Here is a 4,116-nt window from a genome sequence, read left to right as displayed (position 1 = left end):
GAGCCGCCGCTGCCGCGCCGCGTCCGCCAGGCCAGCCTGGTCGACGAGCTGCGGATCGACCCGGCCGGCCCGCCGGCCGCCCCCGCGCCGCCGCGCTGGGACGAGAACCCGCTGTTCCGGCCGGCCCCCCGACGGGCCGGAGCGGCGATCGGAGCGTTCCAGCGGCGGTCCCGGGAGGCGCGGTCCGGCGCCGTCCCGCCGGCCGCGGACACCACCGCGCAGCCGGGCGAGCGGCCCCGACCCGGCGACACCTGGAACACCCACACCATCCCGACGAGAGAAGACCGGTCATGACGCGCACAATCGCCACCCACCAGGACCTCGACTGGCTGCTGGACGGCCTGGTGGACTCGGTGGCCGGGACGAGGTACGCCGTCCTGCTCTCCGACGACGGCCTCGTGGTGAGCCACTCCCGCAGCATCGACCGCTCCGACGCCGAGCGCCTCGCCGCCGTCGCCACCGGTCAGCAGAGCCTCGCCCGCGGCGTCGGCCAGCTCTTCGACGGCGGGCCCGTCCACCAGGTGATCGTCGAACTGGCCGAGCTCTGGCTGTTCGTGATCGCCGCCGGACAGGGCACCCACCTGGCCGTCGTCGCCTCCCAGGAGGTCGACGCGGAGGTCATGTCGCTCGCCATGCACAACCTGGTGCAGCAGGTCGGCCAGAAGCTCGGCACCCCGCAGCGCGGTGAGTTCGACGCGTTCGCCGCCCGCAGCGGGCAGCGCGGGTGAACCCGTACTGGGACGAGGACGAGGGCGACGACGGCGCGGACAGCATGGTCCGGCCGTACACCATCACCCGCGGCCGCACCGCGCCCAGGCGCGACGACTTCACCCTCATCACCCTGCTCACCACCGTGCAGGAGCCGGTCGACGCCTACGGCGCGCCCGTCCGTCCCGGCCGGCTGCAGCCCGAGCACCGGATGATCCTCGACCGGTGCCGGACACCGGCCGCCGTGGCCGAGGTCGCCGCCGACCTCGACCTGCCGGTCTCGGTGACCAAGATCCTGCTCGGCGACCTCGTCGAACAGGGCCTCCTGACGGCCCGGGCCCCGATCGCGGTGGCCCGGGCCGCGGGCGGCGCCGACCGCGGCCTGCTGGCCGCCGTACGTGAGGGACTGAGGAGGCTTTGAGATGACGACCACCCAGGCGGGCGCCGCCGCGGTCAAGATCCTGATCGCCGGCGGCTTCGGCGTCGGCAAGACGACCATGGTCGGCGCCGTCAGCGAGGTCGCCCCGCTGCGCACCGAGGAGTACCTCACCACCGCCAGCGTCGGCGTGGACGACCTCGCCGGGGTCGACCAGAAGGACACCACCACCGTCGCCCTGGACTTCGGCCGGATCACCGTCAGCCCCGAGCTGGTGGTGTACCTGTTCGGCACGCCCGGCCAGGAGCGGTTCTGGTTCATGTGGAACGACCTGGTCAACGGCGCGCTCGGCGGGATCGTCATCGCCGACACCCGCAGGCTGGAGACCAGCTTCGCCTCGATTGACTTCTTCGAGAGCCGGGGCATCCCGTTCGTCGTGGCGATCAACTGCTTCCACGGCGTCAACACCCGTTCGGCCGCCGAGATCCGGGCCGCGCTCGACCTCGACCCGCACGTGCCGATGCTGGTCGGCGACGTCCGGGAGCGGCCCTTCGGGCGGGACGCGCTGCTCGCCCTGGTCGACCACCTGATGGCGCTGCCCGTCGCCGGCTGACCCGCCGGCCCGCACCCGGCGCCCGTCACGCCACGGCACCCTCCCCGCCGTCCTCCCGCACCACGCGGCCGGCCTCCCCTGCCCGGCCGTCCCCCGAACCAACGGAGAGACCATGGCAACACCCCTGCGCGTCCTCGTCCACGGCGGCGGCATCGGCGGGCTCAGCCTCGCCGTCGCCCTCGCCCGCCGCGGCCACACCGTCGAGGTCGCCGAACTCCGCGAGCAGCTCGACGCACTCGGCGTCGGCATCATCCAGCCCTCCAACGCCCTGCACGTGATGCGCGAACTCGGCGTCCTGGAGGACTGCCTGAAGGCCGGCTTCGAGTGGGAGGTGCTGACCATCTGCGACCCGTCCGGGGCCACCCTGGCGAAGATCCCGCAGCCCCGGATGGACGACGCCCCCGCGAACAACGGCATACCCCGCCCCGCCCTCGCCGAGGTGCTCGGCCGGGCCGCCGCCCAGGCCGGCGCGACCGTCCGCTTCGGCACCACCGTCACCGGACTCACCGACGACGGCGAGGGCGTGGACGTCACCCTGTCCGACGGCTCGGCCGGCCGCTTCGACCTGGTCGTCGGCTTCGACGGGATCGGCTCCCCGCTGCGCACCCGGCTCTACGGCGACCGCTACCGGCCCGAGTACACCGGCTTCGCCAACTGGCGGGTCACCGTGCCCCGCCGGCCCGAGGTGCAGGGCGTGGTGATGAGCACCGGCAACCTCGCCGCGAAGGCGCTGCTCACCCCGATCACCGACGAACTCATGTACCTGGGAGCGGTGTTCGCAGAGGCCGAGGACTTCCGCCCGGACCCGGAGAAGGCCCACGAGCAGCTCGCCGAGCGGCTCGCCGGGTTCGGCGGCCCGGTCGCCGAGGCACTCGCGCAGGTCACCGACCCGGCGGCGGTGGTGTACTCGCGGATCTCCCAGGTCACCGTGGACGAGCCCTGGCACGTCGGCCGGGTGGTGCTGGCCGGCGACGCCGCGCACGCCTCCACCCCGCACCTGGCGCAGGGCGCCGCGATGGCCGTCGAGGACGCCCTGGTGCTCGCCCGGGAGCTGGACGCCGCCGAGTCGGTGCCCGCCGCGCTGCACGCCTGGGAGGCACGCCGCCGTCCGCGCGCGATGTTCGTCCAGGCGCTGTCCCGGGCCGTCCTCAAGCAGGAGACCGGCACACCCACCACGCCGGAGGAGGACGAACTCCTCGAGATCGGCATCCCCGGCGCCGCCCACGTGCTCGTCAAGCCCTACTGACGGCCGAGGACGAACAGGGACGCGTGGGGGCACCTGCCGGCCGTCGGCAGATGCCCCCACGCGCCCCTCGGGAAGACCGTCAGAGCAGCGACGGGAAGAGGTCCAGGAACGGCTGGGTGGAGACCGAGACGCCCCGGCCGAAAGGATCGTCGAAGTCCCAGATCAGGAACAGCAGGAAGGCGATCAGCGCGCTGAAGGTGCCGGCCAGGATCAACTCCCGCGGGGAGCGCCGGATCTGCAGCGCGAAGACCATGCCGACGGTCACCACCGCGCCGACGATCAGACCGAACCACACCACCCCGGGCATGGTCGGGCCGGTGCTCTGCCCGCGGGTGTTGCGGGACTCGTCGGCCGCCGCGATCCGGTCCATGATCGGCTGGTAGACCTGTGCCTCCAGGTCGGACTGCGGGGTCCGCGAGGCGACGTCCTGGCGCAGCTTGGCGAGCAGCTCGGTGCCGCGCGGCGAGATCTCGCCGTTCTCGCGCATGTGATCCCACTCGGTGTTCACCACGAAGGACACGTAGGCGTCCACGTCGCCGCGGACCCGGGCCCGGAAGTCGGCCGGGTACACCTCGGCCCGGGCGCTCACCTCGTGCAGGGCCTGCGCCTCGTTCAGCACCTCGTCCTGGGCGGCGCTGCGGGCCTCCCAGACACCTGCGATGGCGAGGCCGAGCACGATCGCGTAGACCACGCCGATCATCATGGTGATGTACTCGATGACGTCCGGGGTCTCGGACGGGTCGTCGTCCTCCCCGACCCGTCGCTGGCGCAGCACCACCACGGCGACGACGACCAGGACGGACGCCGCCATGGCGATCGCCAGGGCGAGCCACTCCGACATGACAACTCCTGTTCAGGACTGGATGGCCGACCGGCCGACGGCCGGTCGGAGACGGCGGGACCGCTCGGTCAGGACCGGCTGCCGCGGGCGGCGGCCTTGCCGCGGACCTTGGCGGCCGCGGCGGCGAGGACGGCGGGGACGGTGACGATCATCATCGTGGTCACCGGCGAACTGCTCCGGTGCCGGGCGGGTGCGACGGCCGGCTGGGCCGGAGGCATCCGGATCTTCCGCGGTGCGGGAGCGGGCGGGGCCGGCGGCGCGGGCTCCGGCGCCGGGGGCTCGACGGCGGGCGCCGCAGCCGGGGACGAGGGCGCGGGCTCGGGCGGCAGCGG

The 4,116-nt window shown here is 73.9% G+C and carries 7 protein-coding genes; 6 read left to right on the top strand and 1 reads right to left on the bottom strand.

What is annotated here, in order from left to right; translation table 11 throughout:
• From KSNIM_RS10500 to KSNIM_RS10480, 5 genes are all read left to right on the top strand, one after another.
• A partial coding sequence (locus KSNIM_RS10500; RefSeq protein WP_263102968.1) for a hypothetical protein occupies window positions 1-294 on the top strand: 294 nt, incomplete at its 5' end.
• A complete protein-coding gene (locus KSNIM_RS10495) occupies window positions 291-728 on the top strand; it encodes a roadblock/LC7 domain-containing protein (protein WP_263102967.1) in 438 nt (145 codons plus the stop codon). The genes KSNIM_RS10500 and KSNIM_RS10495, both read left to right, overlap by 4 nt.
• Window positions 729-772: 44 nt before the next feature.
• The gene (locus tag KSNIM_RS10490) at window positions 773-1,129 is read left to right on the top strand and encodes a DUF742 domain-containing protein (protein ID WP_263107895.1); all 357 of its coding nucleotides are present in this window, start codon (window positions 773-775) and stop codon (window positions 1,127-1,129) included.
• A 1-nt stretch (window position 1,130) separates the two neighbouring features.
• Complete coding sequence (locus KSNIM_RS10485) at window positions 1,131-1,697, top strand: GTP-binding protein (RefSeq protein ID WP_263102966.1); 567 nt, start codon at window positions 1,131-1,133, stop codon at window positions 1,695-1,697.
• 112 nt (window positions 1,698-1,809) lie between these two features.
• Window positions 1,810-2,943, top strand: a complete 1,134-nt coding sequence (locus tag KSNIM_RS10480) for an FAD-dependent monooxygenase (protein WP_263102965.1) — start codon at window positions 1,810-1,812, stop codon at window positions 2,941-2,943.
• A 79-nt stretch (window positions 2,944-3,022) separates the two neighbouring features.
• Here KSNIM_RS10480 and KSNIM_RS10475 read toward each other — a convergent pair whose 3' ends face one another.
• On the bottom strand, window positions 3,023-3,784 hold the full coding sequence (locus tag KSNIM_RS10475) for a DUF4239 domain-containing protein (RefSeq protein ID WP_263102964.1): 762 nt from the start codon (window positions 3,782-3,784) through the stop codon (window positions 3,023-3,025).
• Between the two features lie 141 nt (window positions 3,785-3,925).
• Between KSNIM_RS10475 and KSNIM_RS10470 the strand changes: the two genes are divergently transcribed.
• Window positions 3,926-4,116 (top strand): hypothetical protein (locus KSNIM_RS10470; protein WP_263102963.1); only part of this gene is annotated, 191 nt, incomplete at its 3' end.

The sequence above is a fragment of the Kitasatospora sp. DSM 101779 genome (assembly GCF_025655475.1).
Taxonomy (GTDB): Bacteria; Actinomycetota; Actinomycetes; order Streptomycetales; family Streptomycetaceae; genus Kitasatospora.
This window is presented reverse-complemented; position numbering and strand designations above follow the sequence as displayed.

What these genes read in the sequence shown, in the direction of transcription:
- KSNIM_RS10495 (WP_263102967.1), top strand. Translation starts at nt 291, where the DNA reads ATGACGCGCACAATCGCCACCCACCAGGACCTCGACTGGCTGCTGGAC.
- KSNIM_RS10490 (WP_263107895.1), top strand. Translation starts at nt 773, where the DNA reads ATGGTCCGGCCGTACACCATCACCCGCGGCCGCACCGCGCCCAGGCGC.
- KSNIM_RS10485 (WP_263102966.1), top strand. Translation starts at nt 1,131, where the DNA reads ATGACGACCACCCAGGCGGGCGCCGCCGCGGTCAAGATCCTGATCGCC.
- KSNIM_RS10480 (WP_263102965.1), top strand. Translation starts at nt 1,810, where the DNA reads ATGGCAACACCCCTGCGCGTCCTCGTCCACGGCGGCGGCATCGGCGGG.
- KSNIM_RS10475 (WP_263102964.1), bottom strand. Translation starts at nt 3,784, where the DNA reads ATGTCGGAGTGGCTCGCCCTGGCGATCGCCATGGCGGCGTCCGTCCTG.